We start from the raw sequence: 16,745 nt of genomic DNA on the forward strand, positions 1-16,745 counted from the left end.
CAGGCGGCGGACAGCTTTGAAAAGGGGTCATTCGGCGGCGATGGTCTGGCCCGGCACATAATTCAGCAGCGGGGCAAGCCAGCGCTCCGCCTCGCCCACGCTCATGCCCTTGCGGGCGGCGTAGTCGGCGACCTGGTCCGCCTCGACCTTGGCCACGCCGAAATAATAGGCATCAGGGTGCCCGATATACAGGCCGCTCACCGACGAGCCGGGCCACATCGCCATCGACTCGGTCAGGGTGACGCCCGTCGCCCCGCTGGCGCCCAGCAGCTCGAACAGCGTTCGCTTTTCGGTGTGGTCGGGCTGGGCCGGATAGCCGGGGGCGGGCCGGATGCCGGCATAGCGTTCGGCGATCAGATCCTCGACGCCCAGCGATTCCGCCGGTGCATAGCCCCACAGATCGCGCCGCACGCGCTGGTGCAGCATCTCGGCCATCGCCTCGGCGAACCGGTCCGACAGGGCCTGCACCATGATGGCCGAGAAATCGTCCTGCGCATCCTTGAACGCCTGCACCCGCGCGCTTTCGTCCCCCGCTGTGACGACGAAACCGCCGATCCAGTCCGGCTGCCCTTCGGGCGCCACGAAATCGGCCAGCGCCACATTCGGCCGCCCGTCGCGCTTGGTCACCTGCTGGCGCAGCGTGTGCAGGGTGCCAAGAGGCTGGCTGCGGGTTTCATCGGTCCACAGGCGGATGTCGTCGCCCGCTGCATTGGCCGGCCAGAACCCGACCACCGCGCGAGGCGCGAACCACCCTTCGGCCAGGATCCGTGCCAGCATCGCCTGCGCATCGGCAAACAGCGCCCGCGCCGCCTCGCCTTGGCGGGGATCGTCCAGCAGCTTGGGATAGACGCCCTTCATCTCCCAGGTCTGGAAGAACGGGGTCCAGTCGATGTGGCGGGCGATCTCGGCCAGATCCCAGTCGTCGATGACGCGCGGCCCGGTAAAGCGGGGGGGCGTTGCCTGATAGCCCGCCCAGTCCAGCCGCAATGCATTGGCACGCGCAGCGTCCAAGGGCAGGCGGTCGCGATCGGCCCTGCCGCGCGCGTGACGTTCGGCCACATCCTGATATTCTGCCCGCAAGCCCTTGATGTAACTTTCCTTGTCAGCGGAAAGAAGATTTGCCACCACGCCCACCGCACGGCTGGCATCAGTGACATAGACCGTCTGCCCCCGCCGATAGCGCGGATCGATCCTGACAGCGGTATGGACCCGGCTGGTCGTGGCCCCCCCGATCAGCAGGGGGATGTCGAAGCCCTCGCGCTCCATCTCGGATGCGACATGCACCATCTCGTCAAGGCTGGGCGTGATGAGGCCCGACAGGCCGATCGCATCGACACGTTCCGCGCGCGCGGTTTCCAGGATCTTGGTTGCGGGAACCATGACGCCAAGGTCGATGATCTCGTAGTTGTTGCAGGCCAGGACCACGCCGACGATGTTCTTGCCGATGTCGTGGACATCGCCCTTGACCGTCGCCATCAGGATCCTGCCGGCCGAACCCGCCCCCCCGCCGCCGGCCTTTTCGGCCTCCATCCAGGGCAGCAGATGGGCGACGGCCTGCTTCATCACGCGGGCCGATTTGACCACCTGCGGCAGGAACATCCTGCCCGTGCCGAACAGATCGCCCACGACGTTCATGCCGGCCATCAGCGGCCCTTCGATGACATGGAGCGGGCGTTCGGCGGCAAGGCGCGCTTCCTCGGTGTCGGCCTCGATGAATTCGGTGATGCCGTTGACCAGCGCGTGTTCCAGCCGCTTGTCCACCGGCCATTCGCGCCAGGACAGATCCTTTTCGCGCGCCTTCGCCCCGCCCTCGCCGCGGAATCGCTCGGCGATTTCCAGCAGGCGTTCGGTCCCGCCGGGGCGGCGGTTCAGGACCACATCCTCGCAGGCCTCGCGCAAGGCCGGGTCGATCTGGTCATAGACGGCCAACTGGCCGGCATTGACGATGCCCATGTCCATGCCCGCCTTGATGGCGTGATACAGGAACACGGCATGCATCGCCTCGCGCACGGGTTCGTTGCCGCGAAAGCTGAACGACAGGTTCGACACCCCGCCCGACACATGGACATGCGGCAGCGACTGCCGGATGCGGCGCGTGGCGTTGATGAAGTCGACGCCGTAGTTGTCGTGTTCCTCGATCCCCGTCGCCACGGCAAAGATGTTGGGGTCGAAGATGATGTCCTCGGGCGGAAAGCCGATGCCGGTCAGCAGATCATGGGCGCGGGTGCAGATCTCGACCTTGCGGTTTTCCGTATCGGCCTGACCAGTTTCGTCAAAGGCCATGACCACTACCGCCGCGCCATAGCGCAGGCACAGCCGCGCCTGTTCCAGGAACGCGGCCTCGCCCTCCTTCAGCGAGATCGAGTTCACCACCGGCTTGCCCTGCACGCATTTCAGGCCCGCCTCGATCACCGACCATTTCGAGCTGTCGATCATCACCGGCACACGGGCGATGTCGGGCTCGGCCGCGATCAGGTTGAGGAATTCGGCCATGGCGGCGGCCGAATCGATCAACCCCTCGTCCATGTTGATGTCGATGATCTGGGCGCCGTTCTCGACCTGGTCGCGCGCCACGTCCAGCGCGGCGGGATAGTCGCCCGCCGTGATGAGCTTGCGGAAACGGGCGCTGCCGGTGACGTTCGTGCGCTCGCCCACATTGACGAAGGGGATGTCGTCCGTCTTGACGAAGGGCTCCAGCCCCGACAGGCGCAGGCGGGGGGCGATTTCGGGGATGGCGCGGGGCGGCCTGCCGGCGACGGCCGCGGCGATGGCCGCGATGTGGTCGGGCGTCGATCCGCAGCAGCCGCCGACGATGTTGACCAGCCCCTCCTCGGCAAAGCCCGCGATCTGCGCGGCCATGACCGAGGGGCTTTCATCATATTCGCCCATCTCGTTGGGCAGGCCCGCATTGGGATAGGCGCAGATCAGCGTGCCCGCAACGCGCGACAGCTCTGCCAGATGGGGGCGCATGGCGCTGGCCCCCAGCGCGCAGTTCAGCCCCACCGTGAGCGGCGCGGCATGGCGGATGGAATGCCAGAAGGCCGTCGGTGTCTGCCCCGACAGCGTCCGCCCCGACAGGTCGGTGATCGTGCCGGAAATCATCACCGGCAGGCGTTGGCCGGTCGCCTCGAACACCTCCTCGGCGGCAAAGATCGCGGCCTTGGCGTTCAGCGTGTCGAAGATCGTCTCGATCAGGATCAGGTCGGCCCCGCCGGCGATCAGACCGCGGATCTGTTCGACATAGGCGGCGCGCAGCCCGTCGAAGCTGATGGCGCGAAAGCCGGGCCGGTTCACGTCCGGGCTGATCGAGGCGGTGCGGTTGGTCGGACCCAGCGCCCCCGCGACCCAGCGCGGGCGGCCGTCCTGCGCGCTGGCGCGGTCCAGCGCCCGGCGGGCCAGCCGCGCGCCTTCGCGGTTCAGCTCGAACACCCGGCCTTCCATGCCATAATCGGCCTGCGCGATGCTGGTCGAGGAAAAGGTGTTGGTTTCCACGATATCCGCCCCGGCCAGCGCATAGCGCAGGTGGATCGCCTCGATCTCCTCGGGCTGGGTCAGGTTCAGCAGGTCGTTGTTGCCCTGCTGGGGGTGGTCGGAATGGATGTGGCAGGCGCAGCCGCCCGCCCGGCTGGTCTGCCCCAGGAAATCGGCTTCGGCCAGGCGCAGGTTCTGGATCTGCGTGCCCATCGCCCCGTCAAGGATGAGGATACGCTCGCGCGCGGCGGCGCCAAGGGCATCAAAGGCGGCAGAGCGGATCATCGCGGGACTCCGGGCAAGGCTGACGGGATGCATATAGGACGCGCATGGGCCGATGACCAATTCATGTCATGCAGGCTGGACATGAGCAGCCTTCATCATCGCCCGCCCACCTTGTCTTTCGCTGCGCCAGCACCCATCCCTGCGGATGTGATGACCGATGAACTGCCCACGCCCGACACCCTCTGCCTGCCGCCTATGCCGGGCGGGGGGCCTGCCTGGCTGCTGACCCCCGGCCTCATTCCCCATCCCGACGCCGTCCGCTGGATGGAGGCGCGCGCCGCGGCGATCCGCCAAGGCGCGGCGCCCGAGACGGTCTGGCTGGTCGAACATCCCGCCGTCTATACCGCCGGCACCTCGGCACGCCCCGAGGATCTGACCGATCCCGGCCGCTTTCCGGTTTATGCCACGGGCCGGGGCGGGCAATATACCTATCACGGGCCGGGCCAGCGCATCGTCTATCTCATGCTCGACCTCGACCGGATCGGCCGCGACGTGCGCCGGTTCGTCGCCTCGCTCGAAGGGTGGGTGATCGCCGCGCTGGCCGAATTCGGGGTGAGGGGCGAGATCCGTCCCGGTCGTGTCGGGGTCTGGGTCGCGCGCCCCGAAAGGCCGCCCCTGCCCGACGGCTCGGTGCGTGACGACAAGATCGCGGCGATCGGGATAAAGCTGCGCCGCTGGGTCAGCTTTCACGGCATCGCGGTCAATGTCGAGCCGGACCTGTCCCATTACGGAGGCATCGTGCCCTGCGGCATCCAGGGCCACGGCGTCACCAGCCTTGTCGATCTGGGGCTGCCGGTCACGATGGATGACCTCGACGGGGCGCTCCGGCTCACATTTCCGAAAGACTTCGGCAGGGGCGGCACTTTCTGAGGGCTGCCGCGTTACCTGACCGAACAGGAAGGGGATGCCCCCGCCCTTGCGGCAGGCTAACCTTCCGGTCATGGAATCAGCCCGTCATGAAGGACGTGACAATGAAGATCAGCCTGTACGCCACTCTTGCGGCGCTCGCCTTCGCCGTTCCCGCCGCCGCCCAGGATGCGGCGGGCGACCCGGTCAAGGGTGAAAACGAATTCAAGAAGTGCAAGGCCTGCCATGCCATCACCGATCCGTCCGGCAAGGACATCGTGAAGGGCGGCAAGACCGGGCCGAACCTTTACGGCGTGGTCGGCCGCAAGGCGGGAACCGAGCCGGGGTTCAAGTATTCCGAGACCCTGATCAAGCTGGGCGAGGCCGGCGAGGTGTGGACCGAGGCGGACATCGCCGCCTATATCACCGATCCCAACAAATACGCGCAGGACAAGACCGGCGAGGCCGGCGCCAAGACGAAGATGACCTTCAAGCTGGCCAAGAATCAGGCCGATGTGGTCGCCTACCTCAAGGCCAATTCGCCCGAGGCGGGCGCGGCCCCGCAAGGTGCCGCCGCCGCCCCGGCCGCAGGTGCCGCACCGGCCGCCGCCCCAGCCGCGGGTGCTGCGGCTGCCCCGGCTGCCCCGGCTGCCCCGGCCGCAGGTGCTCCGGCCGTCCCGGCATCCAACTGATCGCCCCGCCGGGTGCCATGCCCGGCGGCGCCGCACTGAAACGCCCCCGGATGGTCTGACCGTCCGGGGTTTTTCCTGTCCGCCTGCCAGCATTGTTGGCCCGTGGGTGCATTGCCTCGGGAACGGGACTCGCTTACAAGCTGAAGCCGAGTCCACTGGCCGGGGCAGCCCAGCCGGTCACGGTTCTGAGGAGAGCACCCATGGCTGACGCCGCCTTACACGGCCACGGTGGGCACCATGACACCCGCGGGTTCTTCACCCGCTGGTTCATGTCCACCAACCACAAGGACATCGGTGTCCTTTACCTGTTCACGGCCGGCATCGTCGGCCTGATCTCGGTCTGCTTCACCGTCTACATGCGGATGGAACTGCAGCATCCGGGCGTTCAGTACATGTGCCTGGAGGGTGCGCGGCTGATCGCCGATGCCAGCCAGCCCTGCACCCCGAACGGGCATCTGTGGAACGTGATGATCACCTATCACGGCGTCCTGATGATGTTCTTCGTCGTGATCCCGGCGCTGTTCGGCGGTTTCGGCAACTATTTCATGCCGCTGCACATCGGTGCGCCGGACATGGCCTTTCCGCGGCTGAACAACCTGTCCTACTGGCTGTATGTCTCCGGTGTCGCGCTGGGGATCGCCTCGCTGCTGGCGCCGGGCGGGAACGACCAGATGGGCTCGGGCGTCGGCTGGGTGCTGTATCCGCCCCTGTCCACGACCGAAGGCGGCTATTCGATGGACCTGGCGATCTTTGCCGTCCACGTCTCGGGCGCCTCGTCCATCGTCGGCGCGATCAACATCATCACCACCTTCCTGAACATGCGCGCACCGGGCATGACCCTGTTCAAGGTGCCGCTGTTCGCCTGGTCGGTGTTCATCACCGCCTGGATGATCCTGCTGTCGCTGCCCGTGCTGGCCGGCGCCATCACCATGCTGCTGATGGACCGCAATTTCGGCACCCACTTCTTCGACCCTGCCGGCGGCGGTGATCCGGTGCTGTATCAGCATATCCTGTGGTTCTTCGGGCATCCCGAGGTCTACATGATCATCCTTCCGGGCTTTGGCATCATCAGCCATGTGATCGCCACCTTTGCCCGCAAGCCCATCTTCGGCTATCTGCCGATGGTTCTGGCCATGGCGGCGATCGCCGTGCTGGGCTTTGTCGTGTGGGCGCACCACATGTACACCGCCGGCATGTCGCTGACCCAGCAGAGCTATTTCATGCTCGCCACCATGACCATTGCCGTGCCTACGGGCATCAAGGTGTTCAGCTGGATCGCGACGATGTGGGGCGGCTCGATCGAGTTCAAGACGCCCATGCTGTGGGCCTTCGGGTTCCTGTTCCTGTTCACCGTCGGCGGCGTGACCGGCGTGGTGCTGTCCCAGGCGCCGCTGGACCGGGTCTATCACGACACCTACTATGTCGTGGCCCACTTCCACTATGTGATGTCGCTGGGCGCGGTCTATGCGATCTTTGCCGGCGTCTATTACTGGATCGGCAAGATGAGCGGGCGCCAGTATCCCGAATGGGCCGGCAGGCTGCATTTCTTCATGATGTTCATCGGCTCGAACCTGCTGTTCTTCCCGCAGCATTTCCTGGGCCGCGAAGGGATGCCGCGCCGCTACATCGACTATCCCGAGGCCTTCGCCTACTGGAACAACATCTCGTCGCTGGGGGCCTATCTGTCCTTCGCCTCGTTCCTGTTCTTCATCGGGGTGGTCTTCTACACGCTGTTCGCCGGTCGCCGCGTGACCGAGAACAACTACTGGAACGAATACGCCGACACGCTGGAATGGACCCTGCCCTCGCCCCCGCCCGAACATACGTTCGAGACGCTGCCCAAGCGCGAGGACTGGGACCACGCCGCTGCCCATTGAGCGTAACGTGATACCCTTGCGGCCCCGGAGCGATCCGGGGCCGCTTTCTTTGCAGATGCAGACGTCGCCGTTCCGCCGGATCAGGATGCCGGTTCCCCGCCGACCTGCCTATCGCAGCCCCAATGCGGAGCTGCCCCGGAACATGGCGGCAATGATCGCGCGGCCCGGCCTGTTGCCATCGCTGCCGGCGACAGAGCCTGAGGCTGTCCTGTCGGCGGGTCACAGGGCCTTGCCCTTGGCCACGGGCGGCAGCATGATCGCCTTGATCAGGCAGCCTTTGCCCCCGGTGGGAAACATGCAGCCCCGGCACCCTGCACAGGCGATGCAACCCTTACCCTTCATGCCCCGGACACAGCCCCTGCCAGCGCCTGCCGGCATGCAGCCCGCGCGCTGCGCCGGCCAGGTTTTGCGCCCCGTCCCGCCCATGGGCCGGGCGGGCGCCGGCCGGCCAGCAGATAGCGGCACCGCCGTTGTTCCTGCCCTTTCGGCGCGAGGGGGCCGGCCGGTGTCCGACGCCGCGGCCCCTCAAGGCGGCTTGCTGCCTGCCTGCCAACCCCTCGATGATCACGCGGTCCGCACAGATGCCCTATGAATGGTCCGATGATGCCGGTGACGGCGCCCGCAGGCTGCTGATCTGGCGCCATCGTTCCCTGACGCCGCAAGGATTTGCCTGGGTGATCGGAACCGCTGCCGCCGCGCTGCTGATGCCGCTGCTGGCGGTTCTGGGCCGCACGGCGATGTGGGGGCTGCTGCCCTTTGCGGTCATTGCCCTGGCGGGGCTGTGGGGCGGCGTGCAGCATGGCTGGCGGGGCGGCGGCACGCGCGAGGAGGTGATGCTGACACGCGGGCGGATGAGCGTGACCCGGCATGATCCAGGCCGGCCGGCACGCCACTGGCAGGGCAACCCCTACTGGGCGCGGCTGTCGATCCGCGGCGATGGGCCGGTCGAGGATTACCTGACGCTGAGCGACGGCGCCCGCGTGATCGAACTGGGCGCCTTTCTTTCGCCCGAGGAGCGCCGTTCCTTGATGCAGGATCTGTCCGCAGCCCTTGCCGATCTGCGGCGTGCCGCCCCATAGGCGGAACGATGCAGGCGTCAACGACGTTTCCCCGCCGGATATCTGGCCTCCGATCGCCCTTCCGCTTTCGCCCGCATGCACGGCATGGCACATAGTTCCAAGCCCTACGCCTATCCCTGCCCTGCCAGCCTGCCGAGCGGATCATGCCCGAGACTGCCCTTCGTTCCCGCGCCGAGCGCCGCCGCGCCGCCTTTCGCCGCAAGGCAGGACGGGCGGCGCGGCTGTTCGTGCTGCTGACGGTGCTGATCGACGCAACCGGCATGGGGCTGATCTTTCCTGTCATGCCCGACCTGCTGGAACAGCTGACCGGACAGAACCTGGCCGGCGCGGCGGTCTGGGGGGGGATCCTCGGCACGGCCTATTCGGCCATGCAGTTCCTGTTCGGCCCGGTGGTCGGCAATCTGTCGGATGCCTATGGGCGCCGGCCCGTCATGCTGACGGCGCTGCTGGTGATGACGATGGATTATCTGCTGCTGGCGCTGGCCCATACCGTCACGCTGATCCTGATCGGGCGGATCATCGGCGGCATCATGGCCGCGACCCATGCGACAGCCGCAGCCTACATGGCCGACATCTCCACGCCCGAGGAAAAGGGCCGCAATTTCGGCCTGATCGGCGCGGCCTTCGGGGTGGGGTTTGTCCTGGGGCCGGTGCTGGGCAGCCTTGCTTCGGTGATCGACCTGCGCGCGCCGTTCTGGATCGCGGGCGCGCTGGCCGCAGCGAACCTGGTGTTCGGGTGGTTCGTGCTGCCCGAGACGGTTTCGCGGTCGATCCGCCGGCCGTTTTCATGGGCACGGGCCAATCCGCTGGCCTCGTTCTCGGCCATCGGGCGGCTGCCGGGACTGGCGCCGCTGCTGGCGGTCTTTGCGCTGTTCAACCTGGCGGGCTATGTCTATCCGGCGGTCTGGAGCTTTTTCGGCAAGGCCCGTTTCGGCTGGGACCCGCTGCATATCGGCCTGTCGCTGGCCGCCTTTGGCGTTGCGATGGCGCTGGTTCAGGGTGTGCTGGTCGGCCCGGCGATCCAGCGTTTCGGCGTATGGCGCACCGTGACGGTGGGCTTTGCGCTCGAAATAGTGGCCTTCCTTTTTTACGGGGTGGTCAGCGATCCGGTGCTGGCGCTGGCCTTCACGCCGCTGGCGGCGATCGCGGGGCTGGGCGGCCCGGCGCTGCAGCAGATCATGTCGAACACCGCCGGCGACGATCAGCAGGGCGAATTGCAAGGCGTGCTGTCATCGGTGGCCGCCATCGCGATGGGCACCTCGCCCCTGATCATGACCGCGATCTTTGCCTTCTTCACGCGCGAGGCGACGCCCCTTTATGCACCGGGGATGCCCTTCATCGCGGCGGCGGCGATGATGGCGCTGGCCCTGGTGATCCTGCTGCGCGCCCAGCGCAAGGCCCGGCGCGAGCAGCAGGGCTGAGGGGCGCGCCCTCCCGGCCATCCTGCGCAGGATGAGGCCGTTGCAGGCCGGGATGACTTGCACAGCGGGACGGGGCGAGCTATAGGCGCACAAGTCTTGTGAACGACATGGCCAGAACAGGCCGCGGAAGAAACGGGTCGGGCCATGTGCCGCGGCCCGTTCGCGTTAACTGGACGCACAGACCGGCGGAGCCAACCGCCCGGCCAGAAACCCTGCAAAGGAACCGCAAGCCGCATGGCGCACACCGCATCCATGGAGGAATTCGAAGCCCTCCTGAACGAAAGCTTCGAAATCGACACCCCGGACGAAGGTTCGGTCGTCAAGGGCCGCGTCATCGCCATCGAGGCGGGCCAGGCCATCATCGATGTCGGCTACAAGATGGAAGGCCGCGTCGATCTCAAGGAATTCGCCGCCCCCGGCGAGGATGCCTCGGTCAAGGTCGGCGATGAGGTCGAGGTCTATCTGGACCGCGTGGAAAACGCCCGCGGCGAAGCCTCGATCAGCCGCGAGAAGGCCCGCCGCGAAGAGGCGTGGGACCGGCTCGAACAGGCCTATGCCAAGGAAGAGCGGATCGACGGCGCCATCTTCGGCCGCGTCAAGGGCGGCTTCACCGTGGACCTGGGCGGCGCGGTGGCGTTCCTGCCGGGCAGCCAGGTGGATGTGCGTCCGGTGCGCGATGCCGGCCCGCTCATGGGTCTCAAGCAGCCGTTCCAGATCCTCAAGATGGACCGCCGCCGCGGCAATATCGTCGTGTCGCGCCGCGCCATCCTGGAAGAAAGCCGCGCCGAGCAGCGCGCCGAGGTCATCAGCAACCTGCACGAAGGTCAGGTTGTGGACGGCGTCGTCAAGAACATCACCGAATACGGCGCCTTCGTCGATCTGGGCGGCGTTGACGGCCTGCTGCATGTCACCGACATGGCTTGGCGCCGCGTGAACCATCCTTCGGAAATCCTGTCGATCGGCGAGACCGTCAAGGTCCAGGTCGTCAAGATCAACAAGGAGACCCACCGGATCAGCCTGGGCATGAAGCAGCTGCAGTCCGATCCCTGGGATACCGTCGCCGACAAGTTCCCGATCGGTTCGGTTCACAAGGGCCGCGTGACCAACATCACCGATTATGGCGCCTTCGTCGAGCTGGAAGCCGGCATCGAGGGCCTGGTCCACGTGTCCGAAATGAGCTGGACCAAGAAGAACGTCCACCCCGGCAAGATCGTGTCCACCTCGCAGGAGGTCGATGTGATGGTGCTGGAGATCGACGAGCAGAAACGCCGCGTGTCCCTGGGCCTCAAGCAGACCCAGCGCAACCCGTGGGAAGTGTTCGCCGAAACCCACCCCGCCGGCACCCAGATCGAGGGCGAGGTCAAGAACATCACCGAGTTCGGCCTGTTCGTGGGCCTGGACGGCGACATCGACGGGATGGTCCATCTGTCCGACCTGTCCTGGGACCAGCGCGGCGAGGACGCGATCCAGAACTATCGCAAGGGCGATGTCGTCCAGGCGGTCGTGCAGGAGGTTGATACCGAGAAAGAGCGGATCAGCCTGTCCATCAAGGCGCTGGAAAACGACACCATGACCGAGGCGGTCGATGGCGTCAAACGCGGCTCGGTTGTTTCGGTCACCGTCACGGCGATCGAGGATGGCGGGATCGAGGTGGAATATAACGGCGTCAAGTCGTTCATCCGCCGCTCGGACCTTGCCCGCGACCGTCAGGACCAGCGCCCCGAGCGCTTCAATGTCGGCGACACGGTCGATGCCCGCGTGACCAACATCGACACCAAGACCCGCCGTCTGGGCCTGTCGATCAAGGCGCGCGAGATCGCCGAGGAGAAAGAAGCGATCGACCAGTACGGCTCGTCCGATTCGGGCGCCTCGCTGGGCGACATCCTGGGCGCCGCCCTCAAGAACCGCAACTGAGATGGAACGAGGCGCGGGCCGCTTGCGGCCTGCGCCCGTCCATGCCAGGCGCACCCGGCCGTCCCTGCGGGGGCGGCCTTTTCCGTTTAACGCCGGCAGTCTTGCTGCAACTTTTGTCATATGCCGGGCGTTGGCCACCATCCATCCTCGCCGCGCCCCCGACGGGTGGCAATATTCCACAGGTTTCTTTCATGATCCGGTCCGAACTGATCCAGAAGATCGCCGACAATAATCCCCATCTGCTGCAGCGCGATGTGGAGCGGATCGTGACGACCATCTTCGATGAGATTACCGGCGCCCTGTCGCGCGGAGACCGGGTGGAACTGCGCGGATTCGGCGCCTTTTCGGTCAAGCGCCGCGACGCGCGCACCGGCCGCAACCCCCGCACCGGAGAGGCCGTTCAGGTGGAACAGAAATATGTCCCCTTCTTCAAGACGGGCAAGCTGCTGCGCGACCGGCTGAACGGGCTGGACAACGGCGGCTGAGCGCGGCAATTCCCACAGCGGCGGCCAATCCGGCTGTCGTGACATGCGATCCAGGAACATGATGCGCTATCTTCGCATGATCTTTGTCGCGGTTCTGGCAATCGCACTGGTGACGGTTTCGCTGGCCAACCGGCAGGTGGTGCAGGTCAGCCTGCTGCCCGGCCAGTTCGCGTCCTATGTCGGCCACAGCTGGTCAGCAGGAATGCCGCTGTTCCTGGTCATCATCCTGGCGCTGCTGGCGGGGATGATCCTGGGTGTGATCTGGGAATGGCTGCGCGAGGCGCATCTGCGCCAGGAATCGGCACGGCGCGCATCGGCGCTGAACCGGCTTGAACACGAGGTGGGCGGCCTGCGCATCACCCATGCCGCCCCGCGCGACGAGGTGCTCGCCATTCTTGACGCGCCTCGCCCGGCTGGCAATGCAGCGCTAGCCAAGGGCGCCGCAACACAGGCCCTGCCGCCCGCTTTGCGATGAACGTCGCCGTCAAGATATGCGGCCTGACCCGCGCTGAGGATCTGAGCGCCGCGGCCCATGCAGGTGCCCGCTATGGGGGGCTGGTGTTCTATGCCCGCTCTCCGCGCAACATCGCCCCTGCCCAAGCTGCCGCGCTGGCGGCGCAGGCGCCTGCGGGCCTTGCGCGGGTGGGGCTGTTCGTTGATCCTGATGATGCGGCGCTGGACGGGGTTCTGGACCGCGTTCCGCTGGACATCGTCCAGCTGCACGGACATGAAACCCCTGCGCGCGTGGCCGCCATCAAGGCACGGACCGGCTTGCCCGTCATGAAGGCCGTAGGGGTGGCCGGCCCCGCCGATCTGGATGCGCTGTGGGATCATGGGTTGGTTGCCGACATGCTGCTGATTGATGCCAAGCCCGCGGCCGATGCAGCCCTGCCCGGGGGGAACGGGCTGGCTTTCGACTGGCGGCTGCTGGTCGGGCGGCGCTTTCTCAAGCCCTGGATGCTGGCCGGGGGGCTGACCCCCGACAACGTGGCCGAGGCCGTGCGGCTGACCGGCGCACAAGCCGTCGATGTTTCCTCGGGCGTCGAAAGCGCCCCCGGCGTCAAGGATGCGGCGCGCATCGCCGCTTTCGTCGCCGCAGCGGGCGCAGCCCCTGCCCCGTGATCGGGCGCGCGGTCAGGCCGCGATGACGTTCCGGCCCTCGCGGCCCTGCCGACCGGGGAGAGGACCGACAACCGGCGGCAGGGCTCGGTTCCCATTTTCGGCTTTTTGATGCGGTGCCGGTAAGCGGCTCATGCAGGGCGGGGCGGGCGGCGGCATTTCGGCCTGCCATCAGCCTTGAATGATGTCGGGCCTGTCCCGGCCCGCTGCCCGGCATGGCAAGTCCACATGGCCGCAATCCGCTCGCGCCCCCGATCACTGCGGCCCTGCTCGCCCTGGCTGAGGCGCGCCGCCCCTGGTCCTGCAAGCCAGCCATGCTGCGCGCAAGAACGCGGCGCTTCCTTGGGCGCATCGGGTTTACCCTTGCGCATATCGACCTTAGATAGCGTTTCTGACCCTGCGGGAGAGCATCATGGCCGACGACCTCATCAACAGCTTCATGACCGGTCCCGACGAACAGGGCCGCTTCGGCATCCATGGCGGGCGCTTTGTCAGCGAAACGCTGATGCCGCTGATCCTCGATCTTCAGGCCGAATATGAACGCGCCAAGACCGACCCCGCCTTTCGGGCCGAGATGGACGATCTGTGGACGCATTATGTCGGCCGCCCCTCGCCACTGTATTTCGCCGAGCGGCTGACCGACCGGCTTGGCGGGGCGAAGATCTATCTTAAACGCGAAGAGCTGAACCACACCGGCAGCCACAAGATCAACAACGTGCTGGGCCAGATCCTGCTGGCCCGCCGGATGGGCAAGACGCGGATCATCGCTGAAACGGGCGCGGGCCAGCACGGCGTTGCCACGGCCACGGTCTGCGCCAAGTTCGGCCTGAAATGCGTGGTCTACATGGGCGCCCATGACGTTGAGCGCCAGCAGCCCAACGTGTTCCGCATGAAGCTGCTGGGGGCCGAGGTGGTGCCGGTCCGTTCGGGGCGCGGCACGCTGAAGGACGCGATGAACGACGCGCTGCGCGACTGGGTGACCAATGTGCGCGACACCTTCTATTGCATCGGCACGGTCGCGGGGCCGCATCCCTATCCGGCGATGGTACGTGATTTCCAGACCATCATCGGCCGCGAGACCAAGGCCCAGCTGATGGAGGCCGAGGGCCGCCTGCCTGACACGATCGTCGCCGCGATCGGCGGCGGATCGAACGCCATGGGCCTGTTCCACCCCTTTCTTGACGACCGTTCCGTGCGGATCATCGGGGTCGAGGCCGGCGGCAAGGGCGTCGATGCGTCGATGCAGCACTGCGCTTCGCTGTCCGGGGGGCGGCCGGGTGTACTGCACGGCAACCGCACCTATCTGCTGCAGGATGACGAGGGGCAGATCCTCGAGGGGCACTCGATCAGCGCGGGGCTGGACTATCCGGGCATCGGGCCGGAACATTCGTGGCTGCACGACGTCGGCCGCGCCGAATATGTCAGCGTCACCGATGACGAGGCCCTGGCCGCATTCACCCTGCTGTGCGAAACCGAAGGCATCATTCCCGCGCTGGAATGCAGCCACGGGCTGGCGCATATAGCGAAAATCGCCCCGACCCTGCCGCGCGATCACCTGATCGTGCTGAACCTGTCGGGGCGCGGCGACAAGGACATTTTCACCGTCGCGCGGCATCTGGGCGTCGAGATTTCGGGCTGACCGCCCGCCAGGGCGGCTTGTCTTGCAAAAACGCGGGCGCGGCCAACGGCTGCTGCCCGCGTGAGGCGCCGGGCGGGTTTCAGCGCGTCAGCACCATCACATTCAGCAGCGATTCCCGGTAGGGCTGCGGAAACAGGATGCGCAGGCTGTCGTGGCCCGTGACCTCGACAAGCCCCGCATCGGGCAGGGTTTCGGACCCGGCAAGGTCGATCTCGGGCGGGAAATCCCCATAATCCCTTGGCTGCTCGCCCGCGACGAAGGTCGAGCCCAGATAAACCAGCCGGTCGCCATCGGGATGAAGCTGCCCCCTGGTCCGCTGCGAGCCGGTCAGCTTTTCAAACCGGGCCGCGCCGCTCGTGGCGGTGATGCGGCAGCGGAAAGCCGGATAGGTGACGATCGGGCTGATCCCGCCAAGCTTGATCATGCGGCAGTTCCATTCACCTGTCAGTGCGGCAAGGTCCACCGCTCCGGCGGCCCGCGCAGGCCCCCTCAGCGCGGCCGTTGCCTGCGCGATCTCGGCCGGGGTGCCCTCTGCCAGCGCCTGCCGCAGGGCAGCGCCAGCCGCCTGATCGAGCGCGTCCAGCCGCGCCAGATCATCCGCCCGGATCGGAACGCCCTGCCCGATCACCGGCCCTTGGGCCGACAGGGGCAAGGGCGCAAGGCTGACCAGCGCGGCAAGGACGCGGGGGATGAAGGAAGACCGGGGCATGGCTCACGCGCTCCCGTCGATGGCATGGGCCATGAGCAGCTCAAGGGGAACGATCTCGGTCGCGCGCATGTGGGTGGCGGCCAGAATGACCTGCGGGGCGGCGAATTCCTGGGCCGCCTGCAAAAAGCGTGCGGCGCACAGGCACCAGCGATCGCCCGGTTTCAACCCGGCAAAGCCGTATTCCGGGCGCGGGGTCGACAGGTCGTTGCCAAGATATTTCGACAGCGCCAGGAACTCGGCCGTGACGATGACGCAAACCGTGTGGCTGCCGCCGTCCTCCGGTCCGGTATCGCAGCAGCCGTTGCGGTAAAAGCCCGTCAGCGGTTCGCGCGAGCAAGGTGCCAGCGCACCCCCAAGAACGTTCATGGACTTGTCCATTGCCTTTATCCTTCCCTTGCCGGTCAGCCGAACCGCTTGCCCAGCGCGCGCAGCCGGTCGGCCATGGTAACGGGCTGCTCGGCTGCGTCGCCGCCGGCCGGAGGGGCAGCGGGCTCAGTCCGCGGCCGGGCGGGCCCTGGCGGGTCGGAGTCGCGACCCGATCCTTGCGCCGATTTCTGCGGCTGCGCCGCGCGGCCCGCCATCACTGATCCGAATGCCGCCCCGTCACCCGCCGCCAGCGGCCCCGCCGCCTTGGAGATGCCGCGCAGCATCTCATCGACCATCGCCTCCTCGGCTTTGGCGAAATCGCCCAGCACATGGCCCGTCACCCGATCCTTGTGCCCCGGATGGCCGATCCCGATCCTCAACCGGCGATAGGCTTCGCCGACATGCTGGTGGATCGAACGCAGCCCGTTGTGCCCCGCATGTCCCCCCCCGGTCTTGAGCCGGCAGACACCGGGCGCCAGGTCCAGTTCGTCATGCAGCACGATCACCTCGGCCGGGGTCAGCTTCAGATAGCGCATCGCCTCGCCCACCGAGCGGCCCGACTCGTTCATGAAGGTCTGCGGCTTGAGCAGCGTCACGCGGTCGCCGCCCAGCCGCCCCTCGGCCGCCAGCCCCTGAAAGCGCGGCTTCCAGGGCGAAAACCCATGATCGGTGGCGATCCGGTCCAGCGCCATGAAGCCGACATTGTGGCGGTTGCCGGCATATTTCGTCCCCGGGTTGCCAAGGCCCACGATCAGCAGCATCATCCACCCCTTCGCCCGCCAAGGCGCCGTCCCTTGCAGCGGACCTCGCCTGTAACTAAGACTCTGTCAACACTTCGCCCC

At 66.9% G+C, this 16,745-nt stretch carries 14 protein-coding genes; 10 read left to right on the forward strand and 4 right to left on the reverse strand.

Going from position 1 to position 16,745, the window contains the following annotated elements; translation table 11 throughout:
* Window positions 1–27: 27 nt before the first annotated feature.
* The gene (gene metH / locus B0A89_RS00470; protein WP_085378652.1) at window positions 28–3,756 is read right to left on the reverse strand and encodes a methionine synthase; all 3,729 of its coding nucleotides are present in this window, start codon (window positions 3,754–3,756) and stop codon (window positions 28–30) included.
* A gap of 195 nt (window positions 3,757–3,951) precedes the next feature.
* Here metH and lipB point away from each other — a divergent pair, with 195 nt between their 5' ends.
* From lipB to trpB, 10 genes are all read left to right on the forward strand, one after another.
* On the forward strand, window positions 3,952–4,626 hold the full coding sequence (gene lipB, locus B0A89_RS00475) for a lipoyl(octanoyl) transferase LipB (RefSeq protein WP_157115367.1): 675 nt from the start codon (window positions 3,952–3,954) through the stop codon (window positions 4,624–4,626).
* A gap of 101 nt (window positions 4,627–4,727) precedes the next feature.
* Window positions 4,728–5,294, forward strand: coding sequence for a c-type cytochrome (locus tag B0A89_RS00480; RefSeq protein WP_205949763.1), 567 nt, complete (start codon window positions 4,728–4,730; stop codon window positions 5,292–5,294).
* 200 nt (window positions 5,295–5,494) lie between these two features.
* Complete coding sequence (locus B0A89_RS00485) at window positions 5,495–7,171, forward strand: cytochrome c oxidase subunit I (protein WP_085376461.1); 1,677 nt, start codon at window positions 5,495–5,497, stop codon at window positions 7,169–7,171.
* A gap of 560 nt (window positions 7,172–7,731) precedes the next feature.
* On the forward strand, window positions 7,732–8,250 hold the full coding sequence (locus B0A89_RS00490) for a DUF2244 domain-containing protein (RefSeq protein WP_240558577.1): 519 nt from the start codon (window positions 7,732–7,734) through the stop codon (window positions 8,248–8,250).
* A 143-nt stretch (window positions 8,251–8,393) separates the two neighbouring features.
* The gene (locus B0A89_RS00495; protein WP_085376462.1) at window positions 8,394–9,671 is read left to right on the forward strand and encodes an MFS transporter; all 1,278 of its coding nucleotides are present in this window, start codon (window positions 8,394–8,396) and stop codon (window positions 9,669–9,671) included.
* Window positions 9,672–9,905: 234 nt separating this feature from the next.
* Window positions 9,906–11,585, forward strand: coding sequence for a 30S ribosomal protein S1 (rpsA, locus tag B0A89_RS00500; RefSeq protein WP_085376463.1), 1,680 nt, complete (start codon window positions 9,906–9,908; stop codon window positions 11,583–11,585).
* 191 nt (window positions 11,586–11,776) lie between these two features.
* The gene (gene ihfB / locus B0A89_RS00505; RefSeq protein ID WP_085376464.1) at window positions 11,777–12,070 is read left to right on the forward strand and encodes an integration host factor subunit beta; all 294 of its coding nucleotides are present in this window, start codon (window positions 11,777–11,779) and stop codon (window positions 12,068–12,070) included.
* 58 nt (window positions 12,071–12,128) lie between these two features.
* Window positions 12,129–12,545: a lipopolysaccharide assembly protein LapA domain-containing protein gene (locus B0A89_RS00510; RefSeq protein ID WP_240558578.1), complete on the forward strand. Its 417-nt coding sequence runs from the start codon at window positions 12,129–12,131 to the stop codon at window positions 12,543–12,545.
* Complete coding sequence (locus B0A89_RS00515; RefSeq protein ID WP_085376465.1) at window positions 12,542–13,192, forward strand: phosphoribosylanthranilate isomerase; 651 nt, start codon at window positions 12,542–12,544, stop codon at window positions 13,190–13,192. Before B0A89_RS00510 ends, B0A89_RS00515 begins: the two co-directional genes overlap by 4 nt.
* Before the next feature lie 409 nt (window positions 13,193–13,601).
* Window positions 13,602–14,828, forward strand: coding sequence for a tryptophan synthase subunit beta (trpB, locus tag B0A89_RS00520; RefSeq protein WP_085376466.1), 1,227 nt, complete (start codon window positions 13,602–13,604; stop codon window positions 14,826–14,828).
* 79 nt (window positions 14,829–14,907) lie between these two features.
* Here the strand turns inward: trpB and B0A89_RS00525 are convergent, their stop codons facing one another.
* From B0A89_RS00525 to pth, 3 genes are read right to left on the reverse strand one after another with little or no spacing between them, the layout of a single operon-like run.
* The gene (locus B0A89_RS00525; RefSeq protein ID WP_085376467.1) at window positions 14,908–15,537 is read right to left on the reverse strand and encodes a DUF4893 domain-containing protein; all 630 of its coding nucleotides are present in this window, start codon (window positions 15,535–15,537) and stop codon (window positions 14,908–14,910) included.
* 3 nt (window positions 15,538–15,540) lie between these two features.
* Window positions 15,541–15,915: a DUF2237 family protein gene (locus B0A89_RS00530; RefSeq protein ID WP_085376468.1), complete on the reverse strand. Its 375-nt coding sequence runs from the start codon at window positions 15,913–15,915 to the stop codon at window positions 15,541–15,543.
* Between the two features lie 23 nt (window positions 15,916–15,938).
* On the reverse strand, window positions 15,939–16,664 hold the full coding sequence (pth, locus tag B0A89_RS00535; RefSeq protein ID WP_085378656.1) for an aminoacyl-tRNA hydrolase: 726 nt from the start codon (window positions 16,662–16,664) through the stop codon (window positions 15,939–15,941).
* Window positions 16,665–16,745: the final 81 nt, after the last annotated feature.

The sequence above is a fragment of the Paracoccus contaminans genome (genome assembly GCF_002105555.1).
Classification (GTDB): domain Bacteria; phylum Pseudomonadota; class Alphaproteobacteria; order Rhodobacterales; family Rhodobacteraceae; genus Paracoccus; species Paracoccus contaminans.

Excerpts from the sequence above, each read along its gene's own strand:
- metH (WP_085378652.1), bottom strand. The coding sequence starts at position 3,756 with ATGATCCGCTCTGCCGCCTTTGATGCCCTTGGCGCCGCCGCGCGCGAG.
- lipB (WP_157115367.1), top strand. The coding sequence starts at position 3,952 with ATGCCGGGCGGGGGGCCTGCCTGGCTGCTGACCCCCGGCCTCATTCCC.
- B0A89_RS00480 (WP_205949763.1), top strand. The coding sequence starts at position 4,728 with ATGAAGATCAGCCTGTACGCCACTCTTGCGGCGCTCGCCTTCGCCGTT.
- B0A89_RS00485 (WP_085376461.1), top strand. The coding sequence starts at position 5,495 with ATGGCTGACGCCGCCTTACACGGCCACGGTGGGCACCATGACACCCGC.
- B0A89_RS00490 (WP_240558577.1), top strand. The coding sequence starts at position 7,732 with ATGATCACGCGGTCCGCACAGATGCCCTATGAATGGTCCGATGATGCC.
- B0A89_RS00495 (WP_085376462.1), top strand. The coding sequence starts at position 8,394 with ATGCCCGAGACTGCCCTTCGTTCCCGCGCCGAGCGCCGCCGCGCCGCC.
- rpsA (WP_085376463.1), top strand. The coding sequence starts at position 9,906 with ATGGCGCACACCGCATCCATGGAGGAATTCGAAGCCCTCCTGAACGAA.
- ihfB (WP_085376464.1), top strand. The coding sequence starts at position 11,777 with ATGATCCGGTCCGAACTGATCCAGAAGATCGCCGACAATAATCCCCAT.
- B0A89_RS00510 (WP_240558578.1), top strand. The coding sequence starts at position 12,129 with ATGATGCGCTATCTTCGCATGATCTTTGTCGCGGTTCTGGCAATCGCA.
- B0A89_RS00515 (WP_085376465.1), top strand. The coding sequence starts at position 12,542 with ATGAACGTCGCCGTCAAGATATGCGGCCTGACCCGCGCTGAGGATCTG.
- trpB (WP_085376466.1), top strand. The coding sequence starts at position 13,602 with ATGGCCGACGACCTCATCAACAGCTTCATGACCGGTCCCGACGAACAG.
- B0A89_RS00525 (WP_085376467.1), bottom strand. The coding sequence starts at position 15,537 with ATGCCCCGGTCTTCCTTCATCCCCCGCGTCCTTGCCGCGCTGGTCAGC.
- B0A89_RS00530 (WP_085376468.1), bottom strand. The coding sequence starts at position 15,915 with ATGGACAAGTCCATGAACGTTCTTGGGGGTGCGCTGGCACCTTGCTCG.
- pth (WP_085378656.1), bottom strand. The coding sequence starts at position 16,664 with ATGCTGCTGATCGTGGGCCTTGGCAACCCGGGGACGAAATATGCCGGC.